This window comes from Vibrio sp. 10N.261.52.A1 (assembly GCF_002876325.1).
Lineage (GTDB): Bacteria > Pseudomonadota > Gammaproteobacteria > Enterobacterales > Vibrionaceae > Vibrio > Vibrio chagasii.
Map to the genome: position 1 here is coordinate 1 of NZ_MCYD01000697.1, position 1,441 is coordinate 1,441.

The 1,441-nt window shown below is 46.1% G+C and carries 1 protein-coding gene; it reads right to left on the bottom strand.

Features of this window, described 5'->3' with window-relative positions; all coding sequences use genetic code 11:
* Positions 1-93: 93 nt before the first annotated feature.
* The coding region (locus tag BCT81_RS13680; protein ID WP_198596891.1) for an insulinase family protein at positions 94-1,441 on the bottom strand (1,348 nt) is incomplete at its 5' end.

Consider the following 1,441-nt stretch of genomic DNA (forward strand, 5'->3'; position numbering starts at 1 on the left):
ACGAAGGAGCGTAATAGGAGATCTGCTTTTGACTTTGCCCAATAAAAAAGGTTGATGCCTTCACATCAACCTTTTGAATGTTTAGCCCGTTAATTAGCCAAGTTCGGTATCTTTCGGGCGTAACTGGAACTCATCAATAGAGCCAATTTCCACACCTGCAGATAGCTTGTCTTCCTCAATATGAGCGTTGCCGTGTGCGTGCATAATCAGACGGTTAGCAGTACGTGGCTTAAGCTGACTAACCACAAAACGCATCATGTCTGAACGAGTGAGCCCTTTGAGCTCTTCTAGTACTTGCTCTCTCTGATTGAACTCCAAGTCCTTATTGCCTATCGCGACCCATAAGCGCTGAGCTCGTCCTCGCAATGTAGTATCTGGTGTTGATATTTGATTCCAAAGACCTCGTTTACTGCTGTGCCATTGGTAATCGTTCAGCTCCAACAACACCATGTAAAAGGCGTTGAGAAACTCATCGATTGAGACCAGTAAATCAGCTGGAGCAGCATTCGGCGATTGCACATAAAGCACAATGCCAGGGTGTCGATTCAGAGGCATGTTACCAGTGCCGACCATATAGCCCAGTTGTTGCTTGGTGCGTATCTCATGGAAGAACGTCGCCGACATCAAATGGTTGGCTAACGAATACAGGGCAATATTCTTAGGTGAAATATCAGGGCATTGATAATAAACCACGATCGCCGAATCATCTTGGTTACATACCACTTCACGCTGGAAGCTACCGTTTTCGCCTAGCATGATTAATGGGCGCAGTGACTCTTCATAAGCCTGGTCTTTAACTCGTAGGGCATCCTTGAGTGTTTCAGCCATCTTGTGTGCATCAGCTTGTCTCCAGTCGCCATACACAAACATTTCAACATGAAGCTCGGCCAAAATAGATTGAACAAATGAAGAGAGCTCATCGACTTCAATCGTTTCTAGCGCTTCAATGAGCACCGCATATGGTGGGTTGTTAGGCTGTAAAATACCCGTCATTGCGTTAAACAGTTGCGAAATTGGGCGGTCTTGCGACGCGTTATTCCAGTTTCTGAGAAGTTGATACTTAATGGTTTCAAAGCGTGTTGGACTAAAGTCTCGTGCCTGAAAGCGCTCTAGGATCATATTGAGCAGTTGTGGCTGCTTTTCGCTGAATCCAGAGAGTGTCAGTGTCACGCCACCTTGATGGGTGTACATGTTGTAACCCATGCCCGCGATTTCAGCTTGATAGGTCTCTTTTTCAAGAGAATCTAAGAACATCTCAACACATAAGCGTGTTTTTACGATGTTTCTTGGGCTGGCTACTGAGTGTGGGCTATCGATGGCGATATACACCACGCCCTTTGGTACTCTGAACTGGTGATCCTGTAGGTGCCATAGCTTAAAACCATCGAGCTCTTGTAATAGCTGCGGATGCTCTGCGTCACCTTCAAGTTCTGCTGGATCT